Raw genomic sequence first — 19,135 nt, forward strand, 5'->3', positions numbered from 1 at the left:
TAACATGAAAATACAAAAAGTCAACGCGCAACAAATAATCCACAATTGTACAAAGCTTGAATCAATGTAGTTATGAACAATGTTTGTCAATAGATAAAAAATAGTCTTATGTAAGAGAAAATAGCATTCCATTTTGAGTTTTTTTGTTTTTTGAAAAACGTCTTCACTTCGTTAGTGGCTCAAAGTGGAATTTATTACATGAAGTCTTTATTTTTTTTGAAAAAACTACAATCGATCTAAAACTACAGGAATCATTTCTTGAAAAAAAATGTAGTTATAGTGTAATCCGCTGCAATTGGTTGTGAAACTAATAGAAGTAGTATTGGCTTCATTATAAAATAGAAACGATTGGTATTTTAGTGTTCCGCCCGAATGCCCAATATACGTTTGATTTTTATTGCTTAATTTCATAATTCCGTAGCCATATTCTGCTAGTTTCCCAGATTTCCCTATCGGAATTTCCATTGGTTGCATGGAAGTCCAAGTTTGCATCATGTTTAAACTTGATTGTTGTAGGATGCTTTTTTCGATAAAGATTTTATGTAAAAACAAATTCATTTCTTCGGTTGTAGCATATGCGCCACCATCGAAACCATAGTGTTCTCGCCATTCTGAAACGTTCGAACTTTTCTCTTCATCTTGTGCAAAAAAGGCGATTGTGTTTTCTGGAGTTTCACCAATTTGAATCGTTTCAAATCCTAGATTCTTGTAAAAACGATTGAAGGCTTCTTGAAAAGATTGATTCGTTATTTTTGACACAATCTCTTCCAAGAATACATAATTTGTATTACTATAACTAAAGGAGTTTGTATGATTTTGTTCAGTGTTTATTAGTGCCAGTTTTTCAGCAAACGTTTTTGGCGCTTGTCCATTAATTACTTGTTGAATCCATTGTGGGTTTTGCGTATAATCAGCCAAACCACTTGTATGATTTAATAATTGTTTTATGGTAATATTGGCAATGTATTCATTTGGTAGAAAGTCTATATGCTTTGAAACCGGATCATTGAGTGTTATTTCTCCTTCTTCAATCAATTTAAAAATAAGCGTAGCGGCTAACAATTTGGTTGCACTTCCAATTCCATATACAGTTTGTGCTTTTAGCTTTGGATGATGATAGCTAAGCTCGAATTTTTCTGTTCCTTTCTGAATCAACAAATCAAACGCTGGAATATTTTTCTTTTTAGCGATTTTTAAAACCTCTTTTTTGATTTTTTTGAAATCATTAAAAGCCGTTTCAACCTTTTGTGTTTCTGAATTGAAGTTGAAAAAAGGTATGACAAAGTATAGTACTAAAAAGTAAATTGATCGCATACGATTGGTTTTAGTGAAAAGTACATATAATGTACGTTACTATTCTCTAAGGTAATAATAAATAAAACCTAAAAGTATCTTAATACGTTTATAGTCCGAAAGAAGCTAAAATAGGATCATCTACTTCATAATCGTATGCTCTCCAAAAGAAAGAACCTTCTCCACCATTATAACGCCATACAACCTCTTTTTCAGGTGTAACTTCCCAGAAACCAAAATCGCCTTCACAAATTAATGTATTTCCATTAGCCAAACGTTCAGCTCCAGAAATTTTACTAGAAAATATGTCTGTATTTACATAAGACCAAACTACATTAGGTTCGTTGTCAGTATTAGGTGTTAATGAGAAAGTGGTTGGCATTTCCAACTCATATACTGTTGAGAAACCTGCTGCAAATCCGTTTACATATAATAACATGTTTCCTTCTCCTTGTACGCCATTCTCTAATAGGTTTGGATAGTGATTACGATCGCCTCGTACTTCTCCCATCATATTGTCGTATGCACGTGGGTTTCCAAATCGGTAAACTAAATCGCCACCTTTTCCGTAATTTCCACCAGCGCCTGTAGCTGCTTCTGCAGTTGTTGTGCTGTGGTCAATAACCCAAACTTCGCTATAAAAGTTTACGCTTAAGTAAATTACATCTTTATTTGAATCATAATCAAAACCATTGGCGTGCATAAGGTCACCATTGGCAATAGGATTGTAATTGACGTTTATTTTATGTGGATTGTCTGCCACAATTCCATAATTTGGAAGTGCTGCATCGTCATCTTGGATAATATGGTCATAACTTCTCCATTGCCATACTATTGAATTTGTATTGATATCAATTTCCATTAATGTTTCCGGGTAAATATCACCAGGATTTGTAGATCCTTGCGCAGCGGCATCTGCTTCAAGAATACGTTCCCAAACTAATAATAAAACATTTCCATTTGGTAACATTTCTACATCATGATGTAAAATAAAATCAGAGTTGCTTAGTGAATATTCCCATTCGACATCACCGTTAAGGTTCATGATTTTTACGATTCCACCATGACCTCCAAAATTAATTTGGGCATTTGGATCTTTAAAAATTCCTAAAAGTTTTCCGTTAGGTAATATTTCAAAATCGTTTCCTAAAGATTCGTCAAAAGTAAATTCATGTACTTTTTGTCCAGTTTTATCTAATAAAAAAGCAAAGTCTTTACCAGCATTTACAGCTAGCGTTAAGTTGTTATGAATTTTGGTAGCTTCATACACTTCTACTTCGGGAGCTAAGTTTACCGGATCTGGATTTGGGGTTTCACCTTCGGGTGTAATAATAACTGAATCGTCGTCAGCACAGCTTGCAAAAGCAAATAGTATTGCCAGTGCCGCATATTTGAGGGTTGAAGTAAGTTTCATCATAGCTTAAATTAGTAGGCTAAAAATATATAATTATTGAGGATTTCCCTTAAGAAAGTATATAACTTTTGCCATTTTTGATTGATTCTGTATGTTTTTTAACTTTTACAGACCGTTTTTATACTTTTTTGGTCGCTTTTCCAATGAAAAGTTTACAGTTAATTGTATGGCACCACGATCAATTGGTTCAAAACTTTTATTTGTTAATATTACTTGCGGATTGATTGTTAATTTGGCTTTTTCGCCACCAATTCCAAAGATAGGAATATACCGCAATGTAGTTTCTTTAAAATCAGTATACATAGCCAATTCAGATCCAATCACAAAAAATTGAAAGTACAAAAAACCATTTATTTTTGGAGCAATTGTAAAGTTTCTAGTGTTCAATCCAATATCGGAACCAACTCCATAGCTATAACCGCCACCGTGTCTTCCGCCAAATACCATCTTATTAAGTCCAACAGAAAGTAAGTGAAAATTTCGATGGTTAGGTTCTGCAAAACTATAACTATAACCAGCCTCAAAATTGGTATATGTATACATACCGAAGTCACGTTTGTTTTGACTAAAGCTACTGTTGACTGTACATAGAAATATGAAAAATAGCAGAATTGAGTTTATTTTCATGGAATGATCGGTTTTGTAAATAACGTTGAAAGTATTTTGTCTAGTATGTTATAAATATAGAAAGTTTGCTATAATAATTTCTACGAAGCTACTTTTTCTATCTTAGAATAATTACTTTAGCAAGCGAACCGATTTACAAATTTACCAAAACAGTGTATTTCCTAAATTATTACCATTGCCACTAGATTATTTAAAAGGATTTATTTATCGAAAAACAGACTTGTATCGCTTTGTATTATTTGCGAAGAAGTTTACGGAAAGACAACGCGCTGTTGTTGCTGAGGAAATGCCTTTTTATGAAAAGCTAACAGCAAAAGAGCGACGAGCTTTTGAACACAGAGTACTCCGTTTTATTAAGTACCATACGTTTGTTGGTCGCGAAGATTTGTTGGTGACAGAACGAATGCAACTTTTAATTTCGTCGACAGCAGTGATGCTTACTTTTGGGTTTAGTCGTTATTTGCTATCACGATTTGAAACAATTTTAGTTTATCCAGAGCATTACTTTTCAAATATTACAAATCAATATCATAAAGGAGAAGCAAATCCGACGTATAAAACCTTGGTGTTTTCATGGGAAGATTTTGAAGAAGGCATTAAAATTCAAGATGACAATCTAAATCTCGGAATTCATGAGCTTACGCATGCTGTTCATTTTAGTTTTTTAACGGAAAGCAGTTATAGTGCTCGCACATTTTTAAAACATTACAAATTATTGCTTGCTTCCTTAACTGATACAGATGCACAAAAACGCTTGATAAAGATGAATTATCTACGTGATTATGCTTTTGAGAATCAATACGAATTTTTATCAGTCTTGGTAGAACATTTCTTTGAAACACCCGAAGAATTCAAAGCAAAATTGCCCAATATTTACAACAGAGTAAAATTGATGTTAAATATGGATGTCGCTGATTTTTAAATTTGAATTAGCGGAATTCTAAGACAACTTTGTGTTCCAAAAACTAGCCCAGCATCATTTCGTAACGTTCGCACGTCTAAAAGCTTCTGTTCGCATGTTGAACCGTTGATGATTTTTAAGCGTTCATTGATGTTTTCTAGAGAAATTCCAGCATCTTCATTGAGCTCTTTTTCTGTTTTTGTAATGCCTTCACCATTATCGGTAATGCATGCGTATATCATTTCTTTTTCTAACATGATGGAAATCTTTAATTCGCCTTTTCCGTTGCGTTTCATAGTTTTTAATCCGTGAACAATTGCATTTTCTATCAAAGGCTGCAAAATAAGTGGCGGCACTTTGGTGTATTCCAAATCTTCTTTCAATGCTTTGTCAATGACAATAGTGTATGCAAAACCTTTGTCAAAAAGATCGCGTTGTAATTCTATATATAATTTTGAGATTTCGATCTCATCCTGTAAATCAATCAATTTACATTTGGTCGATTTTTGGACAAGTCGGTACAAATGTGAAAGTCTGTTTAGCCAGTTGATTGACTGATTCACATTTCCTTTGGTAATGGCATTACAGATACTTTGAATTGCATTATTTATAAAATGCGGATTCATTTGGGAATTCAAAAGATCGTAACGTAACGATAATTCATTTGATGACATTCAATACAGTTTTTTTAGTTAACATTTGTTATGCTGGCTTTTAGGGATTACTATAAAATAGGTATAGGTAAATGTACTATTGTTACAGGCAAAAGACAACAGGTTTTTGTCTCTTTTCGGGAAAAAGGGCTCTATATTCACGGAAAATAGAATATGTGTCTTCTGTGTAAAAATTTGTCTTTTAATGGTTTACGATTCGTTTTTAAAAAAATAAGAAAAAAACTATTAATTCACGGAATTGTCATTAAAAAGACAACTTTCTGTTGTAAAAATGACACTGTTTTAAGTTTGTTTTTTTTCAAATAAGAAGAATGAAAGAAGTTTTACCCAAAAAATTTATAAAAAAATAGATTGAAGAATATGATTTTTATTGAATTTTTCTTTACTTAGTACGTATTGCTGATTTTACTTTTTATTCTGCCTCACTCCTCCTAGTAAAACAGTCTTTTATACCTTTAACATTCAATTGTTTTTGGACAATATTTAATGTTTTTTAATAAAAATACTATGATGAAAAAAATACTATTCATTCTATTGTTATGTATTACTATGCATTCATATAGTCAAAGTCTTGTAAATGATGGAGCGGATTTAATGTTGCAAGAATCGGCACTGATATATAGTGCAGACAGTTTTGAAAATAGAAACGGTGGACAAATTAAAGGTGATGGTATCATGGATTTTTCCGAAGCAATGAATTTGGCAGTTATTAATCCAGGCGTTATTATCGGCGATTTAAGTTTTGATTCTTCATTAATCAATAGTTCGGCAGCAGGATTTATGCTAGACATTCAAGGAAATGCAGGAATTGGACTTGAAAATGGTCACGATCATGTGTTTGTTGATGGTGATTTAGTAATGAATGGAACTTTAGACATTGCTACCATTGATGGTTTTATGCCAGCAAATACAGACTCATTTACTATTATATCGTATACAGGAAATATTTCAGGGCAATTTACATCAGTAAATTTAGGTGTAAATCTTTCTGGTTTTGCAGTTGATTATACATTACCAGGACAAATTCGTTTGGTGCATGAAAGTTTATTAAACGTTGCAGAAACTACTATTGAATCTTTACAAGTATTTCCAAATCCAACAAATGATGTTGTTTACATTCGATCACTAGATAAAATAGACAAAGTAGAAGTATATAATCTGCTTGGAAAGCAAGTTTTAATTACTAATAGAACCGATAAAGTTGATTTGGGCAAACTTGCCAAAGGATTGTATTTGGTAAAAGTATATAGTGCGCAAAAGTTTAGCGTTAAGAAAATTAAAGTGCAATAATTCCTTAAAAATAAATTTCATTACAATGAAAAAAATATACTTATTAACGCTATGTTTATTAGGAATTACCTATTCACATGCTCAAAATTGTATTTCTGGAAACCTCTCTTTAAGTACTCAAGCTGAAGTAAATAATTTCATTAACAATTATGCAGGTACAGGTTGCAATGCTATTGGAGGTAATTTATACATTGGGAACAATTTAAATAATGATATCGTAGATATTTCAGGGCTTTCTTTCATTACTAATGTTGGAGGGATTTTGGGCATTTTTAACACTAATTTGACAGATTTAACTGGATTTGAAAATATAGTTGATATTGGTTATTCAAGTGGATCTCAAGCTTATTTATACATTATCAATAATCCAAACTTAACCTCAACTGTCGCTTTACAAAATTTAATGCCTAATCAAGGAATCTCCGTAATGCTTATTAGAGATAATCCTGTATTAACTAGTCTTGATGGTCTTTCTCAAATTAAGGTCAAACAAGATGTAACTATTGAAAATACGGGAATCTCCAATTTATCTTTGACGTTGACGCGAAGTGTGAATTCTATTGAAATTTTAAATAACCCAAATTTAACTAATTTTTCAGGACTAAACGTAGTAAATGAAGATACACACATAGGAATGGCTTTCTTCTTGAGAGACAATCCTTCATTATCGTCAATTGCTGGTCTTAATGCATATACAAACATTATAACCTTAGTAATTGATAACACAGGATTGACTTCTTTGAATGAACTAAGCAATGTGGCTTCTATTCAAAATTTTATAAGTATTGTTGATAATTCTTCTCTTCTAAATATAGATGGACTATCGAATGTAAGTAGTTTGGAAAACCTGTACATTTTGAACAATCCAATGTTAATGTCTATTAATGGACTTAGCGGATTAACCAATTTACAAGGACAATGTACACTTATAAATAATCCTTCCTTACAGTCTTTACAAGGATTAAATGGAATTTCAATAGTTCCACTAAATTTAGAAATCAATGGAAACTCATCTCTTTCTTCAACAGATGGCTTGAGTAGTTTGACATCTGTCGGAGGCGAATTGAGAATTTTGAATAATTCGGGGCTTACATCACTAGCAGGTTTAAATAGTTTAAATAGTGTTTCGCTAGATTTGAAAGTAACTAATAACGCTTCTCTAACTTCAATAGATGGCTTAAATTCATTGAGTACAGTTGGTAGAAATATAGCCATAAGTAATAACTCGAGTTTACAGAATCTTGATGGTTTGAATGGCTTATCGGCATTTAGTCAACAATTTTTGGTTTCCAATTGTGATCAGCTCCAAGCTATTGTATTACCAAATTTAGGTAACGATTTGGCGGTATTTGAAATAAGTGGAAATGATGCATTGCAATCAATATCTTTAGGAAGTAATTCAAATATAAATTTTGAGTCATTGAAAATTCGCAATAATCAAAGCTTTACTGATTTTCTATTCACAATGGCAGATGTAAATTCCAATTCATCAGGCGAATCTGTATTGATTGAAGGAAATGCATCCTTAACAAGCTTGAGTTTATTTACTTCTATTACTTCGTTTAGAAAAGAAATATCCATAATTAATAACTCTAGTTTAACAGATTTAATAGGTTTAAGTACTATTGAAAACTTTGGTGATATAACTATCGAAAATAATTCATCGTTAGCTAGTATTGATGGACTTGGAAATAATTTTACTGTGTTTGGGAATTTGACAATCAACGGTAATCAAGCATTAACCAATATAAATCACATTGATGAAGTTCTTAAAATATTTGGAGATTTTATTTTAACAAATAATTCAAGTCTTGATGAGTGCTGTCCTTTGGGAAGATTATACAATAATGGAGCTGTAGAAGGTGTTACAAATTTGATTGGAAATAATACAAATTGTGATTCCGCTTCTGATATTTTGGATGGTTGTGGTGAAGATGGAGTCATTGCCAACGACAATTGCCAAGACCTTAGCAATCCTGATCAGTTAGATACCGATAATGATGGCATTGGTGATCCTTGTGATAATTGTCCAACTGTTGCAAACAACAATCAATTAGATGCAGACGATGATGGAATAGGAGATGCCTGCCAAGGACAAGCTGGAGCTAATACAGGATTTGTTGGTGTCAGTACAAATATGCCTTTAAGTAAATTTCACGTAGAAGATGGTGATGTATTTATAAGCAACATCAACCGTGGAATTATCATGAAAACGGCTGATGGGAAATGCTATAGATATCAGCCAGATACAAACGGAAAATTAGTAGGGACACAAATAACATGTCCACAATAAATAATAATTTATATATAATGAAAAAAATATGCATAACTATTTTATGTTGCTTTGGGTTACTTAGTTTACATGCGCAAGTTTGTACTGGAACTACAACATTAACGACACAGGCGGAAGTTGATACTTTTGTAGCAACTCATTCAGGAACAGGATGCGATACCATTCAAGGTTCACTAACTATTGGTGATGATTCAACGGGAACAAATGATATTACTGATATCTCTGGCTTATCTTTCCTAAATAATATAAGCTTGTCTATCAAAATTCAAAACACAAGTCTGGTAAGTTTAAATGGTCTTCAAAATATAACAGCTATTGGATATGCTTCTAATTCTTCTATCCAAATACTGAACAATCCTAATTTAATATCTTTAACAGGATTAGACGGATTGTCTTCAATACAAGGGTATCTTGCAATTGAAAATAATGCATCGCTAACATCTTTGAATGGTCTAAATGGACTTAACTCAATTACTGGACTTTTTAGAGCCGTAGACAATCCTAGTTTACTCAGTTTAGATGGTTTAAATAATTTGTCTTCTGTTGGTTCTATATTATTAATTTCCAACTGTGACCAACTTCAAACTATTGCCTTGCCTGGGTTTATAAGTACTATCACCACTTTAAAAATAGAAGAAAATGACGCATTACAGTCTATATCAATTGGAAATAACACTCAGGTAAATATAACTACTTTACAAATACTCAATAATCAAAGTTTAACTGACATACAATTTAGATTAGCAAATGCTCCAAATGGCGGAGGCTTAGGTGTAACAATAGAGGGAAATGCAGCGTTAACTGAACTATATTTATTAAGTGCACTTACAAACTATGCAAGAAGAATAACTATTAATAATAATGCTAGCCTAGATAATCTAGATGATTTTCGATTTTTAGGAAGGTCAGGCGATATACGAATAATTAATAATGCGTCGATTCAAAATCTTAATAATTTAGGACGAAACCTTCAGGTTTTTGGAGATTTATTTATTACAGCAAATCAAAATTTAACTGATGTAAGTCATTTGGAGGATATTGTTAAGATAAATGGTAACATAAACATATCGAACAATAGTAGTTTGGACGAATGTTGTATTTTAGATCGTTTCTATAATCAAGGATTAGTTACAGGAACTATTACTTTATACGGTAATAACGCTAATTGTAACTCCGTTAGTGATATCGTTGACGGTTGTGGCGAAGATGGAATCATAGCCAACGACAATTGCCAAGATCTTAGCAATCCCGATCAATTAGATACCGACAATGACGGCGTTGGTGATCCGTGTGATAACTGTCCGTCAATAGCAAACAACAATCAATTAGATACCGATGGAAATGGAGTAGGAGATGCATGTCAAGCAGAAGCTGGTGCTGATACAGGTTTTGTCGGAGTCAGTACAAACAATCCACTAGCTAAATTTCACGTAGAAGATGGCGATGTATTTATAAGCAACATAAACCGAGGAATCATCATGAAAACTGCTTCAGGGAAATGTTTCCGTTACAAACCAAACGAACAAGGAATGCTTGTTGGACAACAAATTGTATGTCCGCAGTAAAAAATAAAAAGAGCTCGTATTTTAAAAATACGAGCTCTTTTTTTAAATACTATAAATTTCTTTTCTAAGAAACAATACTTTTCAAATTTTTGATAGTCTCTGTTGGGTTTTCAGATTTAAAAACAAAACTTCCTGCAACCAACACATCTGCACCAGCGTCAACCAATGCTTTTGCGTTTTTATCATTTACGCCACCATCAATTTCAATTTCAGTAGCAGCACCTTTTTCGGTAATCAATGCTTTTAGTTTTTTAACTTTATCGTAGGTGTTTTCAATAAACGATTGTCCACCAAAACCAGGATTCACACTCATAATACATACCAAGTCAATATCTTGTATAAGGTCTTCTAAGAGACTTACACTTGTATGCGGATTCAATGCTACGCCAGCTTTCATTCCTGCGGCTTTAATCGCCTGTAGCGTTCTGTGTAAGTGTGTACATGCTTCGTAATGTACCGTCAATACATTTGCGCCTAAATCGGCAAAAGTTTGAATATAACGATCTGGATCAACGATCATCAAATGCACATCAATAGTTTTCGTAGCATGTTTGCTAATTGCTTTTAAAACGGGCATTCCAAAAGAAATATTCGGAACAAAAACGCCATCCATAATATCAATATGAAACCAATCGGCTTCACTATTGTTTACTAGTTCAATATCGCGTTGTAAGTTTGCAAAATCTGCAGCCAAAATCGATGGCGCAATTCGTTTTGTAGACATAATTTGTAGTGTGTTGTTGTTTGCCGACAAAAGTACTATAAAATAAACGCTCTCGCAATGCGAGAGCGTCATTCATCAATCAAAAAACGAACAGTTATGTTATAAAAACTAAACTGCTGTACTGTTTTTAGGAGTTTATCCTAAATATGTTTTCAATATTTTACTACGTGAAGTATGCTTTAAACGACGAATCGCTTTTTCCTTAATTTGACGTACACGCTCACGAGTTAAGTCGAAAGTTTCACCAATTTCTTCCAAAGTCATTGGATGTTGGTTTCCTAATCCGAAATACAAACGAATTACGTCTGCTTCTCTTGGTGTTAACGTCTCTAATGCACGCTCAATCTCTGTTTTTAAAGACTCATGTAATAACTCTTTATCAGGATTTGGCGATTCACCAGAATTCAATACATCATATAAGTTAGAATCTTCTCCTTCTACAAGTGGCGCATCCATGGATACGTGTCTTCCAGAATTCTTCATCGATTCTTTTACATCATTCACAGTCATATCCAATTCCTTTGCAATTTCTTCTGCAGATGGAATACGTTCATGACTTTGTTCTAAATATGCAAAGGTCTTATTAATTTTGTTAATAGAACCAATTTTGTTTAAAGGTAATCGAACAATACGAGATTGTTCAGCTAATGCTTGAAGAATAGATTGTCTAATCCACCATACAGCATACGAAATAAATTTAAAACCACGTGTTTCATCAAAACGTTGCGCGGCTTTAATTAGACCCAAATTCCCTTCATTAATCAAATCAGGAAGTGTTAATCCTTGATTTTGATACTGCTTTGCAACCGATACTACGAAACGAAGGTTAGCTTTTGTCAATTTTTCTAGCGCTATTTGATCGCCAGCCTTAATTCTCTGTGCTAATTCAACTTCTTCGTCTGCTGTAATAAGGTCAACTTTACCGATTTCTTGAAGATATTTGTCTAAGGATGCAGTTTCCCTATTGGTAACCTGCTTGGTAATTTTAAGTTGTCTCATGTAATCTACTTGGGATTTTAATCTTTGTGCTTACGCTAATAGTTATACGTATGAAGTCGCTAAAATGTTACAGAAGTTTCCGAATTATTTTAAATTAAATTCATAAAAAAGTGTAATTATTTAAAAACGAATGAATTACACGCCTCTTTTATCGCCATAAATATGTACGTGCAAACGATCGGTATAGTGAAATTGGTACTTTTTGCAAACTTCAATCAACCATTGTTGCTTCTTTTTTAACGCTTCTGGGTTGGTTCCTTCGGGCATTAAATATACTTTTTGGTTGGGTATTTTATAATTTTGGCAGATTTCTAACACTTCCGTGAGATCGTTCTCAGAGGAAATTACAAACTTAAAAACCGCCTTTTCGTTCGTAGAAAAATAGTTATACGCATCTGCTTTTTCGCGTAATTTCTTCGGATTATTCGAGTTTGCTAATTTAGGTGATACATTATATTGATGAATCAAACCTTCAAAAGTAGCATCTGGTACTAAAGTTCCGTTGGTTTCAATCTCAAAAAAATAATCGTCAGCTTTCGTATTGAAAAATTGGATTAATGCTGAAAGTTCTTCTAGCTGCATCATCGGTTCACCGCCAGTTAATACAATATTCTTACAACCACTTTTAGCAACCTCGCTATAGATTTCTTCCAGCGTAAGCGAAATAATCATTTTGTCCATTTCATACTTCTTATACGTAGGATCTTCATCCTTTACATGGGTAAAACGCGTTTTCTCCCAATTCCATGTATAATCTGTATCGCACCAAATACAATGCAAGTTGCAAAGCGATGTTCTGATAAACACACTCGGTTGTCCCATGTTTTTTCCTTCTCCTTGAATAGAATGAAAAATTTCGGGCTTCCCATCAAGATTTGCAATTTTCAATGTCGTCATAAATGCTGCTTCAAAAGTAAAACGCAAAATTAAAGCATTCCTACTTCAGACACAAAACTATGTGTTGTTGAATAAAAATCAATTCAATATTTGTGAAAATCGCAAAAAATAAATTCTTCATTTGTGTTGATTGCCATTTTTGATGTGATTATTGCAATAGATTTGAATAGTATTAAAACTTAGAACTTATGGAAATACCGATTATACCAGGAAGAGGACTTGTAACAAGTACAGCAACAAGCATGCGTTTGGACTTTCTCGAAACAAATAATATTAAAACAGATGTGATTTCTGCATCGCGATTCGAGTTTCAAGACATTCGCGGAAATATAGAATCCTATATAGGAAGCACCGAAATTCCGTTGGGAATTGTTGGTCCGTTGCTTTTCAATGACAATGAAAAACAAGAATTAACCTATTGTCCAGCAGGAACTTTAGAAGGTGCATTAATTGCTAGCATGAATCGTGGCGCAAAAGTTATTAGTAAAAGCAATGGCTTTTCTGCGGAAGTAAAATGGCAAAAAATGACGCGTTCGCCCATGTTCATCTTTGAGCAAGAACAGGAAGCAAGCATTTTTGTAAACTATGTAAACGATACATTTTTAAACATCAAAGAAGCTGCGGAAGCACACACCAATCACGGAAAATTGATAGCAATCGAACGCATTCAGCAAGAAAAAGTAGTGCATCTAAAATTTAGTTATGAAACAGGTGATGCTTCTGGACAAAATATGACGACAACGTGTACGTGGCATGCCATGTTGTATTTGGTGGACGCATTTACAAACGCGACAGGAATTGTCCCGATTGATTTTGTGATTGAAGGAAATGGTGCTTGCGACAAAAAAGTATCACACTATAATATAGACTCAGGAAGAGGAATTCGCGTTGTTGCCGAATGTACGATTCCCGAAGAAATCATCACGAAAGTATTACGAACAACTTCCGATAAGTTGATGAATTGCTATCATCCATCTAAAAAACTAGCAGAAAAAGACGGAATGGTTGGCTACAATATTAATGTAGCGAATGCGATTGCGGCAATTTTTGTAGCTACAGGACAAGACTTGGCATCTATTCACGAATCAAGTGTTGGAATATTGCATTTAGAACAAAAAAATGGTGGTTTGTATCTGCAATTAACTCTGCCAAACTTAGTCATAGGAAGTGTTGGTGGCGGAACTTCGTTGCCAAGGCAAGCACAAGCATTGGAAATAATGGATTGTTACGGAAGTGGAAAAGTGGAGCGATTTGCAAAGCTGATTGCTGGTTTTGCATTGGGATTGGAAATTTCAACATATTCCGCAATTGTAAGTGGAGAATTCGCGAAAGCACACGAAAAACTAGGAAGAAACAAACCTGTACAATGGTTATTGCCGTCGGAAGTAACCTCAAACTTTGTGCAATCGAGTTTGAATGGTTTTTTTGAAGACAAGCAAATTCAAAACATAGAACCAAAATCGCATGCTTTATTAGAGAATGGAATTCTAACAAACATCGCATCAAAAGTCAATAAAAAAATCATAGGTTTTCTACCGTTTCAAATTGATTATATGCAAGAAAACGGAAAGGCAAACACTAAAGATGTACTTATAAAATCCAAACCGCTCGATGATGAGGTAATTAAAGGGTTACATACCATTGCAGCTTCTATCAATCCTGAATTATCTGATATATTGAAAAAATCGAAACGACATTTAGAATACCATAATTGCCATCTCAAAGAAATTGAATTGTATACTTATTTACATACAAACGGATTTGAAAACATGCCAAAGTATTTTGGGAAACATGTAAATCCGAAACGCGAAATTTTTATGTTGATTCAAGAATTTCTGCCTTTTGCTGAGATGAAAATTATGAACTCTGAGAATCATCCTAAAAGTTGGAAACCTGCGGATATTCTTTCCGTACTCAAAATCATTACGAAGTTCCATCAAGAAGTAACTGTGGAAGATTTTAAACATGTACAAGAATTTCAACCATGGAAATCTGCCGAACTATATAAAAAGATGATGCAGATTTTAATTGCGGAATGTGCGGCTGAAAAAGATCAAATCATATTGAAAGGATTGCACGAGGAAATTGATGAGTTACACTATCAAGCGAGTGAAATTTTGATTGAAAAAACAATCATTCACAACGATTTTAATCCAAGGAATATTGCAGTGCGAAATAATGGAGAACCTGTTATTTACGATTGGGAATTGGCGGTAATTGATTTGCCACAGCGTGATATTGTAGAGTTTTTAAGTTTTACACTGTTGCCAGATTTCAAAAAAGATGAACTCTATTTTTATCTAAAAACACATTATCAATTGTACGATGCTGTCGATTGGAATGAATGGTTAAAAGCATATAGATATTCGCTGAAAGTATACATCATTACAAGACTTTCTTTTTATGAAGTTTCAGGTATACTAATCGCATACGATTTTTCAAAACGCGTATTGGAAACTGCATTAAAAATGCTCAAATATCTAAATGAAGATGCATAGTTTTTTACAGCATATCTATATCGTTTTGGTTCCGTTGATTGTGTCAAATGTATTACACATGATGGTCATCAAAAAAGATGTGTTTCCTTGGCTGAAACGACCAATTTCACAACAACAATTCGGTGCCAATAAAACATGGAGAGGTTTTGTATTCGTTTCGCTTGTAAATGCTGTTCTAGTGTATTTGCTAAATTTCATTTTCGAGTTTCAACTACAGCAAGCGTTCTTCTTCGGTTTTATTCTTGGAGTTGCCTACATGTTATTTGAATTGCCAAATTCGTTTATGAAACGAAGATTGGGAATTCAGGCAGGAAAACAAGCAGCTTCTAATAGAGTTTTATTCGCATTGATAGATAAAACAGATTCTGCTTTTGGAGTAAGTCTCGCGTATTTTTTAATGGGAAACATCTCGTTTCAAAATGCACTCATGCTCTTTTGTATCAGCAGTTGTACGCACATCATTATCAGTCAAATTTTAGTTCAATTTCACATTAAAAAATCATTCTAATATGAACAAAGAAAATATATATAACGTTCCTAACTTTTTAAGTTTTTACCGATTGCTCACGTTTCCATTAATTTTGTGGTTTATCTACGCAGGAAAAGAAAATTTATTCGCCATATTTTTATGTGTGAATTTAATCACGGACATTCTCGACGGATTGATAGCACGTACGTTCAATCTACAAACAAAATTCGGTGCAAGATTAGATTCTTTAGCAGACAACGGAACATTTATCGCAGCTTTCATCGGAATCTTTACATTCAAAATCAATGACTTTGCAGCATCTATTTGGATGCTTTGGTTGTTCATTGGCTTTTTCATGACAGGTTTGATCATTTCTTTCATCAAATTCAAGCAATATCCAAGCCTACATTTATACACAACCAAAATTGGTGGATACATTCAAGGGATTTTCATATTTGTACTATTTGCTTGGGGTTACAACGAATACTTATTCTATGTGGCTATGGCTATTGGTTATATTTCTCACATCGAAGAATTCATAATTTTGTTCATTTCAAACGAAATGAAAACAGACGCCAAAGGGTTGTATTGGGTTTTGAAACAGAATTGAGTATTTAGAATTTTTCAATTTTACACAAGTGTCACTTCGAGTGAAATTTTAGTATAAAATTTTGTATCGAGAAGTACTTTGAAGTTAAAATGTCAAATTATAAATGCTAAATTTTAAATTAAAAAGAAAGACCAATTCGAGTTCAAAGAAAATTAAGAGTAACATAACAATATTCGTGAATTCGTAGTAAAAAAAATATACGAATAAGCAAAGCAAACATTTAATCTAAAATCTTGAATACTAAATATAAAAGACACTTTGAAGTATATCGTTTCTAAGCACTTCTCGATACATTTTTCTTTCAGAAAAACACTCGAAATGACGTCTGGAATCACTGAAAAATGAATTTTCTAAAAACCCAAAACCCAAAACCCAAAATGCACTACTTTCACAAACAATCAGAAACCATACGAATGCTTGTTATCGCAACTATTGGTATGGTTTTGAGTCTAATTACGTATGAAATCATATACTATCTCAATCCGTTTTCGCCAAAAGCAACCATTAGTTGGGTATTGGCATTTGTTATTGGAATTGCACGGCAACATGCATTGCACAGACATTTTACGTTTTCGCACAAAACACCGTATTTTAAAAGTTTATTCCGAGCGTACATTGTAGATATTGGTTCTTTGGTATTTAGCACAGGATTGAATTGGTTTCTATCTGAAATTCTACAATTCAATCATCGTTTGGTTTGGGCATGTTGTTTGGCAGCAACGGCGTTGATTAGTTTGGTATTTCTTAAAAAATACATATTCAAAGTAGAAGTGAGTTCAGTTGCATAAAAGTCGAAAAAGTAGGTAACAAAATAGAATTATGGTTACTATAAAATGAAATTTGTGATACATTATAATAGATAATTCATTGTTAAATAAAGCTCAAAAATATTTTAAGTTTGATTTGAGTTTCCTACTTTCACGACAAAGAAAAATTAATGGATTCTAGTTTTTTTAATTTTTTACTAATTGCCGGTGCCGTTCAAGGATTTATCTTTAATGGCTTTACTTTATTTTCTAAAAAGAAAGTGGATAAGGTGATTATTTTCTTGAATCTCACCGTTTTCTTTTTATCACTAAACAACTTACAAGCTTGGCTTATTATTAAAGGTTTTCGCTTTGATCCTTTCTTTCTGAAGCAGTTTTTAGTGCCTTGGTACATGTTTATCATGCCTATGTTTTACATGTTTTTAATTCATTATTTAAAGATTGAAAACAAAGTACGCGGGTTTTTAAATTTTGCCATTGTATTGTTTCTGTTGGAATTGATAATGCGAAGTATTTTTATTTTGAATGCCTCGGAAACGGATGTTTCTTCCATTAAAATGTATACAACTATTGAAGAAATAGCAAATGCAGCATTTTCGATTTTTCTTTTTTATAGATGTCTTCAAATTGTATTTAAAGAAAGCAAACTCCTTGATTTTATTGTAAATTATGATGACATCAAATGGTTGAAAATATTTTTAATTCTTGGTGGATTTGTACTAGGATTCTGGGTTTTAGCCATTGTATTAAATACTTATTTTAGTATTGCACGTGCATATTACCCATTGCGATTGGCGACTTCTGTATTGTTATACTGGATCGGATATCAAGGAACTTCGCGATATACTTTATTGCATGACCGAATTATGTTGCGTGGAAAATTGGCAGCGTTAAAGCCTGAAACGACTGAAAAAGTAGTCAAAGAAACAGAAAATAACTTGTCAGAAAAGCATCAACAGGAATTTGAGACGATTGCAAACTATATCATTTCAGAACAACGATTTTTAGATGCAAAACTAAGCTTAGAACAATTGTCTGAAGAACTCGAAATTAGTGCTGGACATTTGTCAAAACTGATTAATAATTGTAGTGAATATAACTTTTCCGATTACATCAATTCGTTACGAGTAGCACAAGCAAAAGCGTTGCTAAAAGATGACGATTTTGATAATTATACCATTGTGGCTATTGGTTTGGAATGCGGATTTAATTCACGATCTACCTTTTACACAGCCTTCAAAAAGTTTACCGATCTCACACCTTCCGAATATCGAAAAACACACTAAACTATCCTAGATTCTCATCCGAATAAGATTTCGGACACTTACAAATAGTACAAAAACCTAAATTTTTCACGCTATTTTTTTAGTAGTATCAGTCAAGCTGAAAGTTGTGTCGTTTTCAAAGTAAAATCACTTTTAGGAGTAGTGTTTTCAGTTGTTTAGAATGTTCTCTCATGTGTTTGTTTTTGATTGAAACGACATTTTTTTAATCCTTTTTGTTGGAAAACCACCAATTAAAAAGCATCCGAATATTTCTGCAAACCATAATTTCGGATGTTGAAATTATCAATCACAACTACATTCGTTTCATATTAACATTAAAAACTATAATTATGAAAAATGTGATTTTAATTTTTGCCTTACTACTTTCTATAAGTATGAATTCGCAAGAAAACAAAACAGGAATTTCGGGAAAGAATGAACTAAAAGTTAACGGACTAAATACCATATTGGGTTTCCCCGAAATAAGTTATGAGCGTATTTTAAATGACGAATCTGGTTTGGGATTTTCTATAGGATTTTCCGCAGATGATTCTATTGATTATAAGTTTGGAGTAACGCCTTACTATCGATTCTATTTTGGAAAAAAACGAGCAGCTGGCATGTTTTTAGAAAGTAGTGTTAGCCTTTTTAGCGCAGAATCAGATAAAAATCAAAACGAAAACTTGTTTGGTGGAGGTTTTGGAATTGGAATAGGAGGAAAGTTCTTGACAAATAATGGATGGATTGGTGAATTGATTGTAGGAGCAGGACGAAATTTCATCAATGACGACGGACTAGATAGTGCATATCCACGCATTGGAATCTCATTTGGAAAAAGATTTTAACTCA

General features: G+C 33.1%; 17 protein-coding genes. 10 read left to right on the forward strand and 7 right to left on the reverse strand.

Going from position 1 to position 19,135, the window contains the following annotated elements:
• Positions 1-225: 225 nt before the first annotated feature.
• The 3 genes from ACRBBL_RS13225 to ACRBBL_RS13235 all read right to left on the reverse strand — a co-directional run bounded on the left by ACRBBL_RS13225 (position 226) and on the right by ACRBBL_RS13235 (position 3,334).
• Entirely contained in the window at positions 226-1,314 is a 1,089-nt protein-coding gene (locus ACRBBL_RS13225) for a serine hydrolase domain-containing protein (RefSeq protein WP_431369539.1), read from the reverse strand.
• 88 nt (positions 1,315-1,402) lie between these two features.
• Positions 1,403-2,710 (reverse strand): aryl-sulfate sulfotransferase, encoded by a 1,308-nt coding sequence (locus ACRBBL_RS13230; RefSeq protein ID WP_431369540.1) that lies wholly within the window; start codon positions 2,708-2,710, stop codon positions 1,403-1,405.
• A gap of 102 nt (positions 2,711-2,812) precedes the next feature.
• Positions 2,813-3,334, reverse strand: coding sequence for a hypothetical protein (locus ACRBBL_RS13235; protein ID WP_431369541.1), 522 nt, complete (start codon positions 3,332-3,334; stop codon positions 2,813-2,815).
• 175 nt (positions 3,335-3,509) lie between these two features.
• On the opposite strand from ACRBBL_RS13235, the gene ACRBBL_RS13240 reads away from it, so the two are divergent.
• Complete coding sequence (locus tag ACRBBL_RS13240) at positions 3,510-4,256, forward strand: zinc-dependent peptidase (RefSeq protein WP_431369542.1); 747 nt, start codon at positions 3,510-3,512, stop codon at positions 4,254-4,256.
• Here the strand turns inward: ACRBBL_RS13240 and ACRBBL_RS13245 are convergent.
• The gene (locus tag ACRBBL_RS13245; protein ID WP_431369543.1) at positions 4,253-4,909 is read right to left on the reverse strand and encodes a sensor histidine kinase; all 657 of its coding nucleotides are present in this window, start codon (positions 4,907-4,909) and stop codon (positions 4,253-4,255) included. The genes ACRBBL_RS13240 and ACRBBL_RS13245 overlap by 4 nt on opposite strands.
• Before the next feature lie 510 nt (positions 4,910-5,419).
• Here ACRBBL_RS13245 and ACRBBL_RS13250 point away from each other — a divergent pair.
• Genes ACRBBL_RS13250 through ACRBBL_RS13260 form a run of 3 tightly spaced genes read left to right on the forward strand, consistent with a single transcriptional unit; the run spans position 5,420 to position 10,057 of the window.
• Positions 5,420-6,199 carry a T9SS type A sorting domain-containing protein gene (locus ACRBBL_RS13250; protein WP_431369544.1) on the forward strand — a complete coding sequence of 260 codons (780 nt, stop codon included), beginning with the start codon at positions 5,420-5,422 and terminating at the stop codon, positions 6,197-6,199.
• A gap of 25 nt (positions 6,200-6,224) precedes the next feature.
• Positions 6,225-8,492, forward strand: a complete 2,268-nt coding sequence (locus ACRBBL_RS13255; protein WP_431369545.1) for a hypothetical protein — start codon at positions 6,225-6,227, stop codon at positions 8,490-8,492.
• Positions 8,493-8,509: 17 nt separating this feature from the next.
• Positions 8,510-10,057 (forward strand): thrombospondin type 3 repeat-containing protein, encoded by a 1,548-nt coding sequence (locus tag ACRBBL_RS13260; protein ID WP_431369546.1) that lies wholly within the window; start codon positions 8,510-8,512, stop codon positions 10,055-10,057.
• 64 nt (positions 10,058-10,121) lie between these two features.
• On the opposite strand, the gene rpe is transcribed toward ACRBBL_RS13260, so the two are convergent.
• From rpe to ACRBBL_RS13275, 3 genes are all read right to left on the reverse strand, one after another.
• Positions 10,122-10,781, reverse strand: a complete 660-nt coding sequence (rpe, locus tag ACRBBL_RS13265; protein ID WP_431369547.1) for a ribulose-phosphate 3-epimerase — start codon at positions 10,779-10,781, stop codon at positions 10,122-10,124.
• 135 nt (positions 10,782-10,916) lie between these two features.
• Positions 10,917-11,780: a sigma-70 family RNA polymerase sigma factor gene (locus ACRBBL_RS13270; protein ID WP_007096854.1), complete on the reverse strand. Its 864-nt coding sequence runs from the start codon at positions 11,778-11,780 to the stop codon at positions 10,917-10,919.
• Positions 11,781-11,915: 135 nt separating this feature from the next.
• Complete coding sequence (locus tag ACRBBL_RS13275) at positions 11,916-12,677, reverse strand: 7-carboxy-7-deazaguanine synthase QueE (RefSeq protein ID WP_431369548.1); 762 nt, start codon at positions 12,675-12,677, stop codon at positions 11,916-11,918.
• A 188-nt stretch (positions 12,678-12,865) separates the two neighbouring features.
• Between ACRBBL_RS13275 and ACRBBL_RS13280 the strand changes: the two genes are divergently transcribed.
• The 6 genes from ACRBBL_RS13280 (at position 12,866) to ACRBBL_RS13305 (ending at position 19,131) form a co-directional block, all read left to right on the forward strand.
• Positions 12,866-15,175, forward strand: coding sequence for a phosphotransferase (locus ACRBBL_RS13280; protein ID WP_431369549.1), 2,310 nt, complete (start codon positions 12,866-12,868; stop codon positions 15,173-15,175).
• The gene (locus ACRBBL_RS13285) at positions 15,168-15,683 is read left to right on the forward strand and encodes a CDP-archaeol synthase (RefSeq protein ID WP_431369550.1); all 516 of its coding nucleotides are present in this window, start codon (positions 15,168-15,170) and stop codon (positions 15,681-15,683) included. The genes ACRBBL_RS13280 and ACRBBL_RS13285 overlap by 8 nt, the downstream gene beginning before the upstream one ends.
• A 1-nt stretch (position 15,684) precedes the next feature.
• Positions 15,685-16,254, forward strand: a complete 570-nt coding sequence (locus ACRBBL_RS13290; protein WP_431369551.1) for a CDP-alcohol phosphatidyltransferase family protein — start codon at positions 15,685-15,687, stop codon at positions 16,252-16,254.
• Between the two features lie 341 nt (positions 16,255-16,595).
• Positions 16,596-17,042 carry a GtrA family protein gene (locus tag ACRBBL_RS13295; RefSeq protein WP_431369552.1) on the forward strand — a complete coding sequence of 149 codons (447 nt, stop codon included), beginning with the start codon at positions 16,596-16,598 and terminating at the stop codon, positions 17,040-17,042.
• A 149-nt stretch (positions 17,043-17,191) separates the two neighbouring features.
• Positions 17,192-18,307: a helix-turn-helix domain-containing protein gene (locus ACRBBL_RS13300; RefSeq protein WP_431369553.1), complete on the forward strand. Its 1,116-nt coding sequence runs from the start codon at positions 17,192-17,194 to the stop codon at positions 18,305-18,307.
• A 329-nt stretch (positions 18,308-18,636) separates the two neighbouring features.
• Positions 18,637-19,131 carry a hypothetical protein gene (locus ACRBBL_RS13305; protein ID WP_431369554.1) on the forward strand — a complete coding sequence of 165 codons (495 nt, stop codon included), beginning with the start codon at positions 18,637-18,639 and terminating at the stop codon, positions 19,129-19,131.
• Positions 19,132-19,135: the final 4 nt, after the last annotated feature.

Origin of the sequence: Kordia sp. (genome assembly GCF_050633145.1) — a bacterium.
Classification (GTDB): domain Bacteria; phylum Bacteroidota; class Bacteroidia; order Flavobacteriales; family Flavobacteriaceae; genus Kordia.